Source organism: Variovorax sp. GW821-FHT10C12 (assembly GCF_059415405.1).
Genome location: NZ_JBWKNE010000003.1, coordinates 191,135 through 207,947, shown reverse-complemented (window position 1 = coordinate 207,947; position 16,813 = coordinate 191,135). Strand labels below are relative to the sequence as shown.

Annotated in this window: 15 protein-coding genes and 1 other RNA gene; 7 read left to right on the top strand and 9 right to left on the bottom strand. The window is 71.3% G+C overall.

The genetic code is table 11. From position 1 onward, the window contains the following. Positions 1–55: 55 nt before the first annotated feature. The 3 genes from AC07OH_RS17510 to AC07OH_RS17500 all read left to right on the top strand — a co-directional run bounded on the left by AC07OH_RS17510 (position 56) and on the right by AC07OH_RS17500 (position 2,720). Positions 56–823 carry a GntR family transcriptional regulator gene (locus AC07OH_RS17510; protein WP_307582963.1) on the top strand — a complete coding sequence of 256 codons (768 nt, stop codon included), beginning with the start codon at positions 56–58 and terminating at the stop codon, positions 821–823. 68 nt (positions 824–891) lie between these two features. Further along, entirely contained in the window at positions 892–1,839 is a 948-nt protein-coding gene (locus tag AC07OH_RS17505; protein WP_495301555.1) for a DMT family transporter, read from the top strand. 50 nt (positions 1,840–1,889) lie between these two features. Further along, on the top strand, positions 1,890–2,720 hold the full coding sequence (locus AC07OH_RS17500; RefSeq protein WP_495301554.1) for a TorF family putative porin: 831 nt from the start codon (positions 1,890–1,892) through the stop codon (positions 2,718–2,720). Here AC07OH_RS17500 and AC07OH_RS17495 read toward each other — a convergent pair whose 3' ends face one another. Beyond that, a complete protein-coding gene (locus tag AC07OH_RS17495; protein WP_495301553.1) occupies positions 2,721–3,725 on the bottom strand; it encodes a Bug family tripartite tricarboxylate transporter substrate binding protein in 1,005 nt (334 codons plus the stop codon). A gap of 110 nt (positions 3,726–3,835) precedes the next feature. Here AC07OH_RS17495 and AC07OH_RS17490 point away from each other — a divergent pair, with 110 nt between their 5' ends. The 3 genes from AC07OH_RS17490 (at position 3,836) to AC07OH_RS17480 (ending at position 6,907) form a co-directional block, all read left to right on the top strand. Further along, the gene (locus AC07OH_RS17490) at positions 3,836–5,518 is read left to right on the top strand and encodes an MBL fold metallo-hydrolase (RefSeq protein ID WP_495301552.1); all 1,683 of its coding nucleotides are present in this window, start codon (positions 3,836–3,838) and stop codon (positions 5,516–5,518) included. Beyond that, positions 5,515–6,243, top strand: a complete 729-nt coding sequence (locus AC07OH_RS17485; RefSeq protein WP_495301551.1) for an RNA pseudouridine synthase — start codon at positions 5,515–5,517, stop codon at positions 6,241–6,243. The genes AC07OH_RS17490 and AC07OH_RS17485 overlap by 4 nt, the downstream gene beginning before the upstream one ends. 85 nt (positions 6,244–6,328) lie before the next feature. After that, positions 6,329–6,907 (top strand): hypothetical protein, encoded by a 579-nt coding sequence (locus AC07OH_RS17480; protein WP_495301550.1) that lies wholly within the window; start codon positions 6,329–6,331, stop codon positions 6,905–6,907. Here the strand turns inward: AC07OH_RS17480 and AC07OH_RS17475 are convergent. The 8 genes from AC07OH_RS17475 to norR form a co-directional block, all read right to left on the bottom strand. Beyond that, on the bottom strand, positions 6,897–8,111 hold the full coding sequence (locus AC07OH_RS17475; RefSeq protein WP_495301549.1) for a multidrug effflux MFS transporter: 1,215 nt from the start codon (positions 8,109–8,111) through the stop codon (positions 6,897–6,899). The two genes, AC07OH_RS17480 and AC07OH_RS17475, sit on opposite strands and share 11 nt — an antisense overlap. After that, a complete protein-coding gene (locus tag AC07OH_RS17470) occupies positions 8,108–9,592 on the bottom strand; it encodes an efflux transporter outer membrane subunit (RefSeq protein WP_495301548.1) in 1,485 nt (494 codons plus the stop codon). Before AC07OH_RS17470 ends, AC07OH_RS17475 begins: the two co-directional genes overlap by 4 nt. Further along, complete coding sequence (locus AC07OH_RS17465) at positions 9,589–10,512, bottom strand: efflux RND transporter periplasmic adaptor subunit (protein WP_495301547.1); 924 nt, start codon at positions 10,510–10,512, stop codon at positions 9,589–9,591. Before AC07OH_RS17465 ends, AC07OH_RS17470 begins: the two co-directional genes overlap by 4 nt. A 25-nt stretch (positions 10,513–10,537) precedes the next feature. Next, positions 10,538–10,744 carry a DUF1656 domain-containing protein gene (locus AC07OH_RS17460; protein WP_062483051.1) on the bottom strand — a complete coding sequence of 69 codons (207 nt, stop codon included), beginning with the start codon at positions 10,742–10,744 and terminating at the stop codon, positions 10,538–10,540. Continuing rightward, positions 10,741–12,849 carry an FUSC family protein gene (locus AC07OH_RS17455; protein ID WP_495301546.1) on the bottom strand — a complete coding sequence of 703 codons (2,109 nt, stop codon included), beginning with the start codon at positions 12,847–12,849 and terminating at the stop codon, positions 10,741–10,743. Before AC07OH_RS17455 ends, AC07OH_RS17460 begins: the two co-directional genes overlap by 4 nt. After that, entirely contained in the window at positions 12,850–13,308 is a 459-nt protein-coding gene (locus AC07OH_RS17450; RefSeq protein ID WP_139701559.1) for a MarR family winged helix-turn-helix transcriptional regulator, read from the bottom strand. 158 nt (positions 13,309–13,466) lie between these two features. Then, positions 13,467–13,835: RNase P RNA component class A (gene rnpB / locus AC07OH_RS17445), an RNA gene on the bottom strand. 59 nt (positions 13,836–13,894) lie between these two features. Continuing rightward, positions 13,895–15,481, bottom strand: a complete 1,587-nt coding sequence (gene norR, locus AC07OH_RS17440; RefSeq protein WP_495301545.1) for a nitric oxide reductase transcriptional regulator NorR — start codon at positions 15,479–15,481, stop codon at positions 13,895–13,897. A 135-nt stretch (positions 15,482–15,616) separates the two neighbouring features. Here norR and hmpA point away from each other — a divergent pair, with 135 nt between their 5' ends. Next, positions 15,617–16,801 carry an NO-inducible flavohemoprotein gene (gene hmpA / locus AC07OH_RS17435; RefSeq protein ID WP_447741054.1) on the top strand — a complete coding sequence of 395 codons (1,185 nt, stop codon included), beginning with the start codon at positions 15,617–15,619 and terminating at the stop codon, positions 16,799–16,801. Positions 16,802–16,813 lie beyond the last annotated feature (12 nt).

The window sequence follows — 16,813 nt, the reverse complement described above, 5'->3', positions numbered from 1 at the left end:
TCAATCCGGGGGCTTTCCCGGAGGTGGCGGGGTGCAGGCAATAATCCGCAGGCCCATGCCTGCCGCCACCCGCCGATCCGCCGCGCCCGCCCCTTCGACCGAACCCATCGAGTCCGCCGACGACGCGAACGTGGACGAGCGCGTCTACGCCGCCGTGTCCAAGGCGCTGCTCAGCGGCAAGCTGCGCCCCGGCACGCCGCTGCGCGAGCGTGCGCTGGCCGAGGCGCTGGGCTGCACGCGCGGCGCGGTGCGCAAGGTGCTGGCGCGGCTGGGCTCCGAAAAGCGGCTGGTGCTGGAGCACAACCGCGGCGCCTTCGTGCCCAACCCGTCGATCGACGACATGCGCGGCATCTACCGCGCGCGCCGCATCGTGGAAGCCGGGCTGGTCGCCACGCTGTTCGGCCGGCTGGCGCGCGAGCAGGTGGCCGCGCTGCGCAAGCACGTGCAGGCGGAGCAAAAGGCGTTCAAGGAAGGCCGGCGCGAGGACGCGATCCGCCTGGCCGGCGACTTCCACCTGCTGCTGGCGCAGATGGCGGGCAGCGACGAGCTGCTGTCGTACATCCGGCGGCTGATTGCGAACACCGAGCTGTACAAGGCGCTGTACGACTCGGCCGAGGCCGCGAGCTGCGCGCCGCGCGAGCACGAACAGATCATCGAAGCGCTCATGGGCGACTCGCTCGACGCCGCGCTGGCCGTGGCGCTGGAACACCTGGACGAGCTGGAGCAGCGCGTGATCGCGGGGGCGGCGGCGGAGCAGGAGGTCGACCTGGCGGCGCTGCTGAACGGCGCTGCGCCGGCGCGAAGCCACGGGCACGATCACTGAGGCTTCGCGCGCACGTTTCGTCCACCAGCGAAGTGTCGAGGGGCCGGTCTCGCGAAGATCGGCGCACCATGCCAACGACCCCGCTCGCCGCCTCAGTCCGCCCCCACGCCCCTGCCTTCGAATGGGCGCTGCTCGCGGTGCTCGCGACCTGCTGGGGCGCCTCGTACACCTTCATCAAGATCGGCGTGGCGACGATCCCGCCGGTCACGCTGATCGCGGCACGCACCCTGATCGCGGGGTTGCTGCTGCTCGCGGTGCTGCGCGTGCGCGGCGTGCGCTTGCCCAAAGACGGCGCGACATGGCGGCGCTTCGCGCTGCAGGCTGGCCTGAACAGCGTGCTGCCGTTCACGCTGATCGCCTGGGCCGAGCGCAGCGTGGATGCGGGGCTGGCGACCATCCTCAACTCGACCTCACCGATCTTCATCTTCCTGCTGGGCTGGGGCCTGGGCGGCGCGGGCAAGCCCACGCTGCAGCGGCTCTTCGGCGTGGGCGCGGGGCTGGCGGGCATCTGCCTGATCGTCGGCGTCGAGGCGCTGCAGGGGCTGGGGCATTCGCTGCTGGCGCAGCTGGCGCTGGTGGTGGCCGCCGTCTGCTACGGCTGCGCCGCGATGTTCGGCCGCGTGTTCAAGGGCCTGGACCCGATGGTGCCCGCGGCCGGTTCGCTGCTGAGCGGCGCGGCCCTGCTCGTGCCCGCGAGCCTGGCGATCGACAGGCCCTGGACGCTCGCCCCCTCCACCGCCTCGATGCTCGCCGTGCTGGCGCTGGCGGTGCTGTCGACCGCGCTGGCCTTCACGATCTACTTCCGGCTCATCAGGACGCTGGGGCCGATGTCGACCTCGGCGCAGGCCTACCTGCGCGTGCCCATCGGCGTGACGATCGGCGTGGTGTGCCTGGGCGAGACGCTGGCGGCCACGGCATGGATCGGGCTGGCCTGCGTGGTGGTGGGCGTGGTCGCGATGACGGTGCCTGACACACAACTTTTGCGCCGGGGCCTTCGTTTTTTACGCGGCTTTTAGACCCGCGCTTCTACGCTGCCGGCTCCTCCATCCGTTAGCGAATTCTTTCGATGAAACACCTTCTCCGCACCGCCTTGCCGGTGCTCGTTCTTCCCACCCTGTTCGCCCTGCCCCTGCTCGCCAACGCGCAGCTCACGGGCAACGTGGCGCTGACCACGAACTACAAGTTCCGCGGCCAGGACCAGGACATGCTGGGCAAGAACGACTACGCCAAGACCCGCGGCTTCAAGCCCGCCGTGCAGGGCGGCTTCGACTACGCCTTCGGCGACAGCGGCTTCTACATTGGCAACTGGAACTCCAGCGTCAACTGGCTCAAGGGCAACAGCCTGGAGAGCGACCTGTACGGCGGCTACAAGTTCAAGGCCGGCCCGCTCGACATGGACGTGGGCGCCCTCACCTACCTGTACCCGGGCAATTCGACGGGCAACACGACGGAGCTGTACGCCAGCGCGGGCTACACCGACGCCACGCTCGGGTCGTTCACGCTGAAGTACTCGCACACGGTGTCGAAGGACTACTTCGGATATGCCGGCGCCAAGACCGGCTCGGGCCGCACGGGCCGCAACACCGGCTACCTGAACCTGGCCTACAGCAAGGAGATCGTGCCCAAGGTCACGCTGAAGGCGGCCGTGGGCTACACGAACATGTCGAGCGACATCCGCAGCCTGGGCTACAAGAGTTACGTGGACTACAACGTCGGCGCCACCTACGACTTCGGCAGCGGCCTCACGCTCACGGGCTCGGTGCAGGGCGCCAACAAGAAGAGTTCGTACGTTTCCGTGGCCAACCCGGGCTTCGACTACGGCTTCGGCACCGTCGGCCAGACGACGTACTCGCCGAACAAGGCGCGCTTCATCCTGACGCTGACGAAGACCTTGTGATCAGTCGATGCTGATGTTCGCCGCCTTGGCGACCTCGGCCCACTTCACGCGGTTGGCGTGCACGGTCTTCTTGAACTGCGCGGGCGACTCGATGCGCACGGTGTTGCCCTGGCTCTCGAAGCGCTCGCGGACCTCGGGCTGCTCGAGCACCGTCTTCACGGCGGCGTTGAGCTTGTCGACGATGTGGGCGTCGGTGCCCTTGGGCGCGAAGATGCCGAACCAGATGGCGCTGTCGAAGCCCTTGGTGCCGGGCAGGCCGCTGGAGGCGATGGTCGGCACTTCCTTCACGGCCGGCACCGCCGTGGCGGTGGTCACGCCCAGCAGGCGCACCTTGCCGGCCTTGTAGTGCGGCAGCACGGTCTGCACCTGGTTCATGATGCAGCAGGTCTCGCCGCGCACCACCGAAGTGATGGCCTCGGGGCCGCCCTTGTAGGGCACGTGGACCATGTTCAGGCCCAGGCGCGAGTTGAACTCGGCGAAGGCCATGTGCGTGCCCGCGCCGTTGCCGGTGGAGGCGTAGTTGTACTTGCCGGGGTTGGCCTTCACCAGCTCGACGAACTCCTTGAGCGTGCGCACGTTGATCACGTCGGGGTTGATGGTGAGCACGTTCGACACGTCGAGCACGGGCGCCACGGGCACGAAGTCGGCCTCCACGTCGAAGGGCAGCTTCTTGTACAGCGCGGCATTGCTGCCGTGGGTGGCAGCGGTGCCGAACGAGAGCGTGTAGCCGTCGGGCTTGGCATGCGCGACGTACTCGCTGGCGATGTTGCCGGCGGCGCCCGACTTGTAGTCGATGATCACCGGCTTGCCGAGCTGGCGCGACAGCGGCTCCTGGATGGCGCGGGCCACCACGTCGACGCCCGAGCCGGCCGGGAAGCCCATGATCAGTGTGACGGGTTGTTGCGGCCAGTCGGGCTGGGCCAGCGCCAGGGTCGATGCGGCAGCGGTGCAGAGCAAGGCGCCAGCGGCCAGCAGGGCGCGACGCGGGAAGGGAGAATGGGCCATGTCGGTCTTTCTTCGAGGCGGACGGTGCAGGCGCCGATTGTGGCGCGCGGCTGATATCTGTTTGCACATGTGCTTATGCACCGCGCCCCTTGCCTCTCCATAATCGCTCCATGGTCCGCCCCACACAACAACTCCACACCCATCGCGAACCGGTGCCCGTGCGCGCCGCCGCCACCGTCCTGCTGCTGCGCGACACCGACGCCGGCCTGGAGGTCCTGATGACCCGCCGCTCGGCCACCGCGAGCTTCGCGCCCGGCGCCTACGTCTTTCCGGGGGGCCACATCGACGCGGCCGACGCCGCCGCCGCGCGCATCGCGGCACGCCGCGCCACGCAGAGCGACACGCAGCACACGCAGGCCATCGCCGCGATCCGCGAGGCCTTCGAAGAACTCGGCCTCCTGCTGGCCCGCCACGCCGACGGCCGCGCCGTGACTGCCGACGAGGTCGCCGCCATGGACCGCAACGCCACCGCCGGCACGGCCTTCGCCGACCAGTGCGCCGCGCGCGGCCTGGTGCTGTCGGCCGACCAGGTCTTCACCTTCGCGCACTGGATCACCGACCGCGACCTGCCCAAGCGCTTCGACGTGCCCTTCCTGGTGGCGCGCATGCCCGAGGGCCAGGAGCCCACAGCCGACGAGAGCGAGCAGTTCGAGCCCTGCTGGGTGCGCCCGGCCGACGCGCTGGCGCGCCACGAGGCGGGCAGCTTCTTCATGATCTTCCCGACCATCCGCACGCTGCAGCGCATGGCGGCCTACGCGACGGTCGATGCGGTGCTCGCGGCCTGCGCGCCCGGAGCCGACGGCCAGGAGAAGCCGCTGTGGACCAGCTGCCCGCGCGCCGGCCTGCTCAAGGGCGAGGACGCGCGCTACATGGAACACGAGTCGCCCTTCGGCGAGCTCGCGCTGGTGTGCCCCGACGGCCAGATCGCGCACGCGCTCGACTGGCAGAGCACGCAGCCCGTGGCGCTGCTGAAGAACGTGCAGCGCCTCACCGCGCCGAACCCCAGCGCCATGACCGGCCCGGGCACCAACACCTACCTCGTGGGCGACGCGGCCACCGGCTACCTCGTGATCGACCCGGGCCCGAACGATGCAACGCACCTGGCGCGGCTCGTGGAAGCCACGCAGGGCGACATCCGCCTGATCGTCTGCACGCACTCGCACGCCGACCACTCGCCGGGCGCCGCGCCGCTGCAGGCGCTGTGTGCTGCGGAGCGCAAGCCGCCGATCCTCGGCCTGTCGTCGGCGCCCACGGCCCGTTCCACCGCACGCTTCAGCGCCGAGCGCGAACTGGCCGACGGCGAACGGCTGGTGCTCTCGGGCACCGCGCCCGACGGCGCGCCGCTCGTGCACACGCTGCGCGCCATCCACACGCCCGGCCATGCGGCCAACCACCTGTGCCTGGTGCTCGAGGAAGACGGCCTGCTGTTCTCGGGCGACCACATCCTCAATGGCAGCACGACGGTGGTCGATCCGCCGGACGGCGACATGACGGCCTACCTCGATTCGCTCGACAAGCTCGACGCGGCCTGCGCGGCCGGCGGCATCGACTTCATCCTGCCGGCGCACGGCTACGTGATCGGCTTTGCGCGCACGGCCATCGCGCACCTGAAGGCGCACCGCCTCAAGCGCGAGGCCAAGATCGCCGCCGCGATGCAGCGGCTGCCCGACGGCACGCCCGAGCAGTGGCTGCCGCTCGCCTACGACGACGTGCCCGAGCGCATGTGGCCGGTGGCGGCGCGTTCGCTGGCGGCGCACGTGGCGCGCATCCGTCAACTGGCCGACGCGCGATGAACCGCTCGAACCGCCCCTCTGCGCCCGACGACGAAGGCGTGCGCCTGGCCAAGCGCGTGGCCGCGATGGCCCAGGTGTCGCGCCGCGAGGCCGAACTGCTGATCGAGAACGGCGCGGTGCGCGTGGACGGCGTGCCCGCCCTGCTGCCGCAGTCGCGCGTGCAGGCGCACCAGCAGGTCGAGATCGCCGCCGGTGCGCGGCCCGAGCCGATCGTGCCGGTGACGATGGTGCTCTACAAGCCCGCCGGCATGCCGACCGACAACGCGCACCAGTTGCTGGTGGCCGCCAACCACCACGAGCCTGAGCGCGAGGGCCAGCGTTTCCTGCCGGCGCATGCACGCGGCCAGCGCTGCATGACGCCGCTCGAAACCGGCGCCAGCGGCCTCGTGGCCTACACGCAGGAATGGCGCATCGAGCGCAAACTGCAGGAAGACGCGGGCATCCTCGAGCATGAAGTGATGGTCGACGTGGCCGGCCCGGTGAGCCCCGAGGTGCTGGCGCGGCTGGAGCGTTCGCCCGCGCGCGTGAGCATCGGCCGGCAGTCGCCCGAGCAGACCGGCCTGCGCTTTGCGCTGAAGGGCGCGCGGCCCGGGCAGATCGCGCACATCTGCGACGGCGTGAACCTGCGCATCGTCGCCATGCGGCGCCTGCGCGTGGGCCGCGTCTCGCTGGCCGGGCTGCAGCCGGGGCAGTGGCGCTACCTGGCACCGCACGAGCGTTTTTGAAAGCGGCTTGAGGACGACGAGGCAGCACCGCAAACTGCCACCTGAAGACAGCGGCCCCGCGCCGCACACGGGAGATACCAGCACCATGAAGTTCGGCACACCGATCCGCACCCTGGCCTGCACCCTGCCCCTGACGCTGCTGGCGGGCTGCAGCTACCTCACGGCCTTGCTGTTCCCCGACGCGCCGGTCGGTTCGCCGACCGCTGCGACGGCCACCCCGCCGGCATCGCCGCCCACCGTGGTCTCGAAAGACGGCCTCGCGCCGATCACCGCGGTGCAGGTGGACCGCATCCGCGAAGCCGTCGGCGGCAAGCCCCCGAGCCCCGCAGTGGGCAAGGTGGTGGAGAGCGCGTCGTCGACCATCGAATCCTTCTTGCGTACCGAAGGCTGCATCACGGCGCGCAACGGCGCGGTGCTCAACCCCTTCGCGGCACCCGGCCGGCTGTTCGACGGCACGGGCTTCCAGGGCGGGCCGATGGCCGAGATGCAGTACCACGACAAGACCGCCTGCGTGACGGTGCAGCGCATCCAGAACTGGAAGCTGGTGTCGCCCCGGCTGCTGCGCTTCGACGTGGTCTACGTGGGCGACGACGGCGAAGAGCGCGCCATCAAGCGCCACGAACTGATGCGCCAGCCCAAGGGCGGCTGGCTGTTCACGCGCTGAGCGTGGTGGCCGCCGCGGCCTGCGCACGCAGGCCGACGCCGAACGACAGCTGCGCCACGATGCCCGCACCGGCCAGCACGGCCGCCGCCGCCAGCGCGGGGTTGCCGTGGCCCAGGCCCGCGAGCGCGGTGCACAGCGCGCCGATCGCCATCTGCGTGGCGCCGTACAGCCCCGAAGCCGAGCCGATGACCTTCGGGTTCACGCCGATCGCCAGCGTCAGCGCGGCCGGCGAGGCCATGCCGGCGCCCACCGTGAAGAGGAACATGCTCGCGACGATCAGCGGCACCGAGAGCTGTCCCGCGAGTGCCGCGCCCAGCAGCACGAATGCTGCTGCCACGCTCAGTGCATTGGAGCGCACCATGAGCCGATCGAGCCGCACGCGCGAGATCAGCCGGCTCGTGAGAAAGCTGCCGAGCCACACGCCCGAGACGAGGATCGCCAGGTAGATGCCGGCCTCATGCGAGGGCCGGTGCAGCTGGTCCACGAAGATGAAGGGCGCGGAGGCGATGAAGGCGTACATCGACGTGGTGGCGCAACCGCCGCCGACCGAGAAGCCGACGAACGCGCGCGAGCCCACCAGCTGCCGGTAGTTGCGCGCGAGCGCGGCACCGTCGAGCGCCGCGCCGGGCGAACCCGTCTCGGGCAGCAGGCGCCAGGCGAAGAGAAAGCCGACGACGCCGAGCGTGAAGAGCGCATAGAAGATCGAGCGCCAGCCCAGCGCGGTGGCCAGCGCGCCGCCGATGAGCGGCGCCACGCTCGGCCCCACGGCCACCATGAGGTTCATGAGCGCGAGGCGGCGCGTGGCCTCCTGCGGCTCGGCCGTGTCGCGCACGATGCTGCGGCCCAGCACGAGGCCCGCGCAGCCGCCCACGGCCTGGAACAGGCGCGCGGCGATCAGCGCATGCACGTCGGGCGCCACGGCCGCGGCCAGGCCCGACACGGCATAGATCGCGAGCCCCGCCAGCAGCACCGGCCGCCGCCCAAAGCGGTCGGCCAGCGGGCCGTACACCAGCTGCCCGGCGGCCAGGCCGAGGATGTACAGGCTCACCGTCATCTGCATCGCGCCCATGCCGGCGCCGAGGTTCTTGGCGGCGATGGGCAGCGCGGGCACGAAGACGTGCATCGCCAGCGTGCCGCTGAAGGTGACGAGCGCGAGCAGCCAGAGCGGCGCGTGCCGCGGGCGTGGCGGCAAGGACGCGGTCATCGAACGGTGGTCGTGGCGGGCTTGCCTTGATCGCCTTGCGCGAGCGCGTCGTCGGCCGGCTCCCAGCCGCCGCCGAGCGCCATGAACAGCACGACCTGGTCGTCGGCCAGTTGCGCGTCGCTGGCGGCCAAGGCGGCGTCGGCACCGGCCAGTGCGCGCTCGGCGTCGAGCGCGTCGAGGTAGGCGGTGCGGCCGTTGCGGTACAGCTGGCGCGCCTGCGCGGCGACCTTGGCGCTTTCGTCGCGCGAGGCCTGCAGGGCGGCGCGGCGGTCGAGCTCGCGGGCGTAGGTGCCGAGCGCGGTTTCGGTCTCGCGCAGCGCGGTGAGCACGGTGCCGTCGAACTTCGCGAGCGCGGCGCGCGTGCCGGCCTCGGCCTGCGCGATGCGGGCCTGCGCGGCGCCGGTGTTGGGCACGGTCCACGAGATCAGCGGGCCGACGCTCCAGGCCAGCGTGTCCTGGCGGCCGAAGCCGGTCGCATGGCCGGCCGACGAGCCCGAGAGGCCCAGCGTGACCTTCGGGTAAAGGTCGGCCGTGGCCACGCCGATGCGCGCGGTCGATGCAGCGAGGCTGCGCTCGGCCTGGCGGATGTCGGGCCGGCGGCGCAGCAGCGCGGCGCCGTCGCCCACCGGCAGTGCACCGGCCACGCGCGGCGGCGTGGTGCAGTCGGCCACCTCGCGCGGAAAGTCCTGCGGCAGCGCGCCGGTGAGCGTGGCCAGGCGGTAGAGCGCGCCCTGGCGCTGGGCCTTCAGCGGCGGCAGCGCGGCGTCGAGCTGCGCGAGCTGGGCGCGCGCGCGGCCAGCGTCGATGGCACCGGCGCGGCCTGCGCGTTGCAGGCGCTCGGTGACGTTCACGGCGTCTTGTTGCAGCGCGACCGACTTCTGCGCGATCTGCAGCCGCAGGCCGGCCGAGCAGGCCTCGGCGTAGGCGCGCGCGGTGCCGGCCGCGACGTTCACGCGCACGAGGTCGAGCGCGGCTTCGGCGGCCTGGCTGCTGGCGGCCGAGGCCTCGATGGCGCGGCGGATCTGGCCGAACAGGTCAACCTGGTACGACAGCGACGCGCCCGCGCTGTAGTTGAAGGTGTTCGGCGGCTCGTAGCCCTTTTGCAGCAGCGACAGGCCCGAGACGTGGCCGAAGGACGGCCCGCCGTTCACGCCGATGGTGGGGTACTTGGCGCCGGCCACTTCGGTTTCGATGGCGCGTTCGCGCTCGAGGTTGGCGACGGCCTGGCGCAGGTCGGTGTTGTGCGCGAGGGCCTGGGTGACGAGGCGGTCGAGCAGCGGGTCGTGGTACAGGCGCCACCAGTGCGCGGGCAGCGGCGCGGCATTCGCCGGTGCTTCGGCGAAAGGCTTGGCCGCAGCGGGCTGGCTGGCCAGCGCCTCGGGCGGTTGCCGGTAGTCGGGGCCGACCGCCGCGCAGGCCGCGAGCCCGGCCGCGACCGCGAGCGAAGCCATGCGAAAGGCGAAGCGGGTCATGGCGGTCATCCCTTCTTCGGTGCGGCGGCCGCGTGGGCCGCGTCGTGTTCGAGGACCTGCACCGTGACCGTCTGGCCGGCCACGAGGCGCGAGCCTTCGGGCAATGGGTCGAGCTTCACGCGCACCGGGATGCGCTGCGCCAGCCGCACCCAGTTGAAGGTCGGGTTCACGCTGGGCAGCAGGTTGGCGCTGGTGGAGCGGTCGCGGTCGGCGATGCCGGCGGCCACGCTGTCGACCGCGCCTTCGAGCACCGCGCCGCCGCCCATCGGCGTCACGCGCACGCGGTCGCCCAGGTGGATGCGCGGCAGCTTGGTTTCTTCGAAGTAGCCCTCGACGTAGAACGACTGCGCATCGACCAGCGCGAGCACCGGCCGGCCGGCGGCGGCGTAGCTGCCCTGGCGCAGGTCGAGGTTGGTGACGAGGCCGTCGGCCGGCGCGCGCACTTCGGCGCGCTGCAGATTGAGGCGCGCCGAATCGAGCGCCACCTCGGCCTGCGCGACGGCGGCCTGGGCCTGCTCGACGCGGGCGCGGGTCTGTTCGCGCGACTCCTTCGACACCAGCTCATCGAGCCCCGTGTTGCGCGCGTTCTCGCGCTGGGCCTGGGCGCTCACGGCGCGCTGCGCGGCGAGCGCGGCCTGCGCCTGGCGCACGGCCAAGTCGTAGCGCGCGCGGTCGACCTCGAACAGCAGCGTGCCGGCGGCGACCGGCTGGTTGTCGCGGATCGGCACGGCCGTGACGAGGCCCGACACGTCGGGCGCGATCTGGACCACGTTGGCGCGCACGCGGCCGTCGCGCGTCCATGGCGCAAGCTCGTAGTGGTCCCACAGGCGAAAGCCCGCCCAGACGGCGGCGGCCACCACGGCCACGGTGAGGAGAACGCGCAGCAGGCTCTGCGCCCGGGGGTTGTCTGCGAAGGGGTTGGCTTTCATGGGAATCTCTGTGTGGTTTGCGTTGTCATTGCAGGTGCGCCGTGAGGCGGCTCAGGCCGTACAGCAGCAGCAGGTACAGCGCCATGTCGAACAGCGCCGGGTGCCACACCCAGCGGTACAGGCCGGTGGCGGCGAGCAGCCGGCGCACGCCCCACAGGGCGAGCAGCGCGGCGCCGGCCAGCAGCATGAGCCAGGGCACGTAGAGCCCGTAGAAACTGGCTTCGCCGATCATGCGGAAGCTCCTTGCGGTGAAGAAGACACAGCCGCGAGCGAAGGCGGCGCGTCGGGGAACAGGTTGCGGCGCAGGCCGACCAGCGCGGTGACGGCGGCGCGCGACGCGGTGGAGGTGTCGCGCGCGGCGAGCACAGCGGCCAGCGCCTCGTCGATCTGCGGCAAGAGCGCGGCCGGGCGCGGTGCCATGCGGCCTTCGCCGCGCTGGCGGAAGAAGCGCGCGATGCCGCCGAGCAGCGCGGCCGAGGTGGCCATCGGCAGCTGGGCGCGCACGCGCTGCAGCACGGCGATGTCGGCGCCCATGCGCAGGTCGCGCAGCGCGTCGTTGGCGGCCACACCCTCCACGGTGCCGCCGGCCTGCGCGATGCGCGGCGCCAGCAGGCCGATGCGGTCGAGCATGCGCACGGCGTAGGCGTCGCTCTGCGCGTACTGCGGCTGGGAGGAAGCGGCCATGTCGCCGAGCTCGCGCCAGGTGGCGCGCTGGATGCGGCGCGCGCTCCAGTCGGCGCCCACCGAGCGCACCAGCCGCGTGACGCGCGCTGCGACCAGCACGCCGACGACCTGGCCGATCATGCTGTTGATGAAGCTCACGAGGTCGGCGCTGGCGGTGTCGTGCATCGCGAGCGTGCCCGACACGCCGAAGACCAGCGCCATCGCGGCCATGAAGTGCGTCGGTCGCGGCAGGTACAGGCCCAGCAACAGGAAGAGCGGCGCGCAGATCACGACCAGCATGCCGAAGTCCTGCACCGTGGGCATGAGCACGAGCACGTAGACGGCCGAGATCGGAATGGACCACAGCGTCCACTTCAGGAAGCCGTGGATCGCCGGCACCGGGTCGTCCATGGTCGCGAAGAAGCAGCAGAAGACCGCGGCCATCATGGTGGCGGCCGAGCCCGTGGGCCAGCCCGTGAGGATCCAGAACGCGCCGCACAGGCAGATGGCGATGACGGCCGCGAGCGCGGAGAGCAGCGCCATGCCGTGGTCGCGGTGCATCGCGCGCTGGCCGAGCGCGGCCGTGCGGCGCAGCGGCGCGCCGCCCTTCAGGCCTTCGTCGATGTCGCGGCGCAGTTGGGCGCAGGCGGTCCAGCCGTCGACCAGCTCTTCGAGCCGGCCTGCGAGGCCGATGCGCAGCGCGCGGGCCCAGGGCGTGAGCCCCGTGTCTTGTGCGGTGCCCAGCGCGGCGATGGCCTGGCGCAGCGCCTGCAGGCGTGCAGAGGCGTCGACGGCCGGGTCGCTTTCGTCGCGCAGCCATTGCGCGGCCAGCGCGAGCACGGCGGTGACGTCGGGCGCGAGGCGGCCTTCGGCCTGCGCCAGCGCCTGCAGCCGGTCTTCGACGGCCGACAGCGCGGGCGTGAGCGCCGCCACGCGGTCCTGCATGGCGCGGATCGCGCCGGCGGTCCAGCGCAGGTGCGTGGTGTCGAAGGGCACGTGGGTCGAGAGCAGGCGCAGCTGCGTGATGTCGCCCGCGAGGCGGCGGCGGTCGTCGTCCAGGCGCTTCGGGTCGGCGTCCTTGGGGGTGCTGCGGTCGCCGGGCTGGAACAGGTCGCCGAGCCACTGGCGCGCGTCCTTCAGCGTGCGGTCGAGCAGGCCCAGCACGGTGGGCGCGAGCCCCGCGGGCAGCACGAGGCTGTGGACCAGCGTGGCGCAGAAGATGCCCAGGCCGATCTCTTCCACGCGCGCCACGGCGGTGTCGAACAGCACGAGCGGCGTCTGCACCGACGGAAAGCCGATCAGCGCCGCCGTGTAGCCCGCGAGCATGAAGACGTACGAGCGCGGCGTGCGGTCGAGCAGCGAGATGTACAGGCACAGCCCGACCCACAGCGCGAGCACCAGCGTGAGCAGCTCGGGCGCGTTGGACAGCGCGGGCACCATGAGCACGGTGGCGACGCTGCCGATGAGCGTGCCGCAGAAGCGGAACATCGCCTTGGAGCGCACGGCGCCGGCCAGCGGATGGGCGACGACGTAGGTGGTCATGAGCGCCCAGAAGGGGCGCGGCAGGCCGGCGCGGCTGGCCAGGTACATCGCCAGCATCGCGGCGGCGAAGCTCTTGACGGAAAAGAGAACTTCCGCGCGGGTGAAGCGCGGCAACGACATCGCCGTGGACATCTACTGGCCGCGCCCTTCCTGCTGCAGGCTCTGCATGCCGGCGGCACTGCGGCCGAGCTTGGCCTCGAGCGCGCCGAAGACGCGCAAGGTGGCGGCGATGTCCTCGTCGGGAATGCCTTCGAACAGCGCGGCGCGCATCTGGCGCAGCGCGGCCTCGATGGGCTCGCACACGGCGCGGCCGGCGGGCGTGAGGTGCAGCGTCTTGGCGCGGCGGTCGGCCGGGTCTTCGCGGCGCTCGACGAAGCCGGCCTCGACCAGTTGGTCGAGCGAGCGCACCAGCGACGGCCCTTCGATGCCCAGCGCCTCGGCCACCGTGCCCTGGCGCACGCCGTCTTCCATCCGCCCGAGCACCACGACCGGCCAGGCCAGCGTCTGCGACAGGCCGACGTGCGCCACCGCCTTGTCGGCCGCCGCGCGGTAGCCGCGCTGGAGCACCGACAGCGAGGTGCCGAGCCGCATCAGCGCGTGTTCGCGCAACGGGGAGATGGGTTCGGTATCGGCCACGGCGTTATCAATTAGTTAGCTTGCTAACAATTGTACGGGTTTCTACCGAGTTTTGCACGCGACCGCGCACGTCGTCAGCGCGCGGCCCAGGGAAAAGGGGGAGAGAAAGAAAAGTGTGAAGCTCGCCGATAAGCCGGATTCTGTGCACCGGAGCCCTCTTGCGAAGACCCCGGCGTGACCGCCATTACTCTGGGCCGTTTGTCGCCAAACGGCTCGATGCCACCTACCCGCCAGCTCAGCGGAACCACCTCGATACTGGCCTACTTGGTGTTGCTGCGCGCAGAGATTGCCCGTTTCACCCGAACTGAATCGGCTCGTCTCTGTTGCTCTGATCCTCACCTCACGGTGGAGAGTCGTTAACTCCTGCGCTGTCCTGTGCAGTCCGGACGTTCCTCCAGTGCGATCTTTCGACCCGATGCTGTTGCCCGAAGGCAGAGCATCGTCCCTTTCGGGCTTGCACCAGCGGCGGTCTGGCGTGCTTCACCGCTCGATTATCGCCCGCCCCGTCAATGACCCTTCAGGCGATGCCGCGCGCCGACCTTCAACCGGGCGTTTCGTGGTCGCCGGCCTGCACCAGACCCAGCTTGCGCAACGTCCGATGGAAGTTGCTGCGGTCGATGCCGGCCTCGCGCGCGGCGCTGGCCACGCGGCCGCCGTGGCGGGCGAGCAGTTCCGACAGCCAGGCCCGCTGGAAGGCCTCGGTTGCGTCGCGCAACGTGCCGCCAGCGATGGCAGGCCCCGCGTGTTCGTTCGCCGGGGCCTGCACGGGCGCTGCCACGGCGCTTCCCACGACGGCAGCGCTGTCCAGCGCCAGGTGATGCGGTTCGATGGCCGTCCAGCGCGAGCCGCGCGGCTGCTCCCTGAACGCCCGCAGCGAGGCGCGACTGATCACATGCTCGAGCTCGCGCACATTGCCCGGCCAGCCGTGCGCCAGCATGGCGGCCTTCGACGCCGGCGAGAGCCGCAGGTTGCGCGCGCCCAGTCGGTGCTGGTTCTCCTCGAGAAAGCTGCCGGCGAGCACGAGCACGTCGCGCCCCCGTTCGCGCAGCGGCGCGACGACGAGCGGATAGACCGACAGCCGGTGGTACAGGTCGGCGCGAAAACGCCCCTGCGCGATCGCCGCGGGCAGGTCGCGGTTGGTGGCCGCGATCACGCGCACGTCGACCTTGCGCATGCGGTCGCTGCCGGGGCGCTGCACCTCGCCGCTTTGCAGCACACGCAGCAGCTTGGCCTGCACGCTCAGCGGCAGCTCGCCGACCTCGTCGAGAAAGAGCGTGCCGCCATCGGCGATCTCGAACTTGCCGTCGCGGTCCTGCACGGCGCCGGTGAACGCGCCGCGCTTGTGGCCGAAGAGTTCGCTGTCGGCCAGCGACTCGGGCAGCGCCGCGCAGTTGACCTGCACGAGCGGCTGCTCGCTGCGCCGCGAGCGCGCGTGCAGGCGCTGCGCGACCAGGTCCTTGCCGACGCCGGTTTCGCCGAGCAGCAGCACCGTGAGGTCGGAGACGGCGACGGTGTCGATCTCGTGGCACAGCTGCTTCATCGCCGGGCTGCTGCCCAGCAGCTCGCGGGGGGCGCCGCGCCCTGCGCGCAATGCCTGGGCCACAGCCTGCTCGCGCATCGCGCGCGCCTGCATTTCGCGGATCGTGTCGGCGGCCTCGATGCCGGTTTCGACAAGCGCAATCAGTGCCTCCATCTGCGCCGGGCCCACGGCATCGAAGGCGTGTGGCTCCAGCGCGTCCAGCGTCAGCAGGCCCCAGACGGCGCCGCGCAGGCGCAGCGGCGCGCCCATGCAGTCGTGCACCGGCAGGATGCCCGGCTGGCCGGCGACGAGGCCGTCGTACGGGTCGGGCAGGTTGCTGTCGTGGGCGAAGCGCAGGCCCCGTTCGCTGTCGAGCAGGCGCGCGAAACGCGGATGGGCGGCCACGGGAAACTGGCGCCCCAAGGTCTCATCGCTCAGGCCGTCGACCGCGACGGGCTTCAGCACATCGACGTCGAGCTGCAGCAGCGCGGCGGCATCGCAGCGGACCAGTCCGCGCGCGGCGGCGAGCAGCGACCGGTAGCGGGCGGCCTCGGCTTCGGGCTCGGGTGGTGAGGCCTCGGTGGTCGAATCGACACGCAATGTGGTCATAAGTACAACGCTGAAGTTGTTGTGAATTTGACCACGCCTGATAAATCCCCAACGGCATCAAGCACTTGCAGCGGTCTTCCGGCTGGCACGGATCGTGAGACGACAAAGGCATCTCAACAGAGGAAGCGCCAGACCATGAACCCGCAAACCATCGCCATCGTCAAGTCCACCGTGCCCGCGCTCCAGGCCCACGGCGAGGCCATCACCAGCCACTTCTACAAGATCATGTTCGAGGGCCATCCGCAGGTGAAGGCCTTCTTCAACGAAGCGCACCAGGCCGCCGGCACGCAGGCGCGTGCGCTGGCGGGTGCGGTCATCGCGTACGGCGCGCACATCGACCGGCTCGAAGCGATCGCCGGCGCCCTGCCCCGCATCATCCAGAAGCACGCCGCGCTGGGCGTGCTGCCGGAGCACTACCCGATCGTCGGCCACTACCTGCTGCGCGCCGTGAAGGAGGTGCTCGGCGATGCCGCCACCGACGAGGTGATCGCCGCCTGGGGCGAGGCCTACGAATCGCTGGCGGGCCTGCTCATCGCCGCGGAAGAAGCCGTCTACAGCGCCAACGCGGCGCAGCCCGGCGGATGGCGCGGCACGCGCGAATTCCGCGTGGCCCGGCGCGAGGATGAAAGCGAGGTCATCACCTCGTTCTACCTGGAGCCCGTGGACGGCGGCGCGCTGCTGGCGTTCACGCCGGGGCAGTACCTCACGCTGGTGCTGGAGATCGACGGCCAGCCGGTGCGCCGCAACTACTCGCTGTCCGACGCGCCGGGCAAGCCGTGGTACCGCATCAGCGTGAAGAAGGAAGAAGGCGGCCGCGCCTCGAACTGGCTGCATGAGGCCGCCGCGGTCGGCACGCGGCTGCAGGTGCAGGCACCGTGCGGCGACTTCGTGCTGCAGCCCGCGGGCGAACAGGCGCGCCCCCTCGTGCTGGTGACGGGCGGCGTGGGCATCACGCCCGCGATGAGCATGCTCGAATCGGTGGCGCACACGGGCCGGCCGGTGCACTTCGTCCATGCGGCGCGGCACGGCGGTGCGCATGCCTTCCGCGCCCGCGTGGATGCGCTCGCGCAGCGGCATGCGAACGTGAAGCCGCTGTATGTCTACGACGCGCCGCGCGACACCGACACGCCGCATGCGACCGGCTTCGTCACCCGCGAGCTGCTGGCCGGGCTGCTGCCGGAAGACCGCGACGTCGACCTGTACTTTCTCGGGCCGAAGCCCTTCATGCAGGCGGTGTATGCGAACGGGCTGGCGCTCGGCGTGCCGAAGCAGCAGCTTCGCTACGAGTTCTTCGGGCCGCTGGAAGCCCTGGAAGCCTGAGGGAAGCAAAGC